The sequence below is a fragment of the Peribacillus sp. SIMBA_075 genome (assembly GCF_046534585.1).
Genome location: NZ_JAWRYN010000342.1, coordinates 1 through 307 on the forward strand (window position 1 = coordinate 1; position 307 = coordinate 307).

Genomic DNA, 307 nt, shown 5'->3' on the forward strand with positions numbered 1-307 from the left:
GATGATGAGAAGCCAATTGCGGATATCCTGCAATTTAATTTAAAAAAAGAAGGCTTTAATGTGGTAGTGGCTTACGACGGCGATGAAGCGATCAAAGTGGCGGAAGAAATCCAGCCGGACTTGATGCTGCTCGACATCATGCTGCCAAACCGCGACGGCATGGAAGTCTGCCGCGAAGTGCGGAAGAAATTCGATTTTCCAATTATCATGCTGACGGCAAAAGACTCCGAGATCGACAAAGTGCTCGGGCTTGAGCTTGGGGCGGATGATTATGTCACGAAACCGTTCTCGACGCGGGAATTGATTG

At 48.9% G+C, this 307-nt stretch carries 1 protein-coding gene; it reads left to right on the forward strand.

Annotation, left to right across the window (positions count from 1 at the left end; all coding sequences use genetic code 11):
- A partial coding sequence (locus tag SB775_RS28500) for a response regulator (protein WP_410864539.1) occupies window positions 1–307 on the forward strand: 307 nt, incomplete at both ends.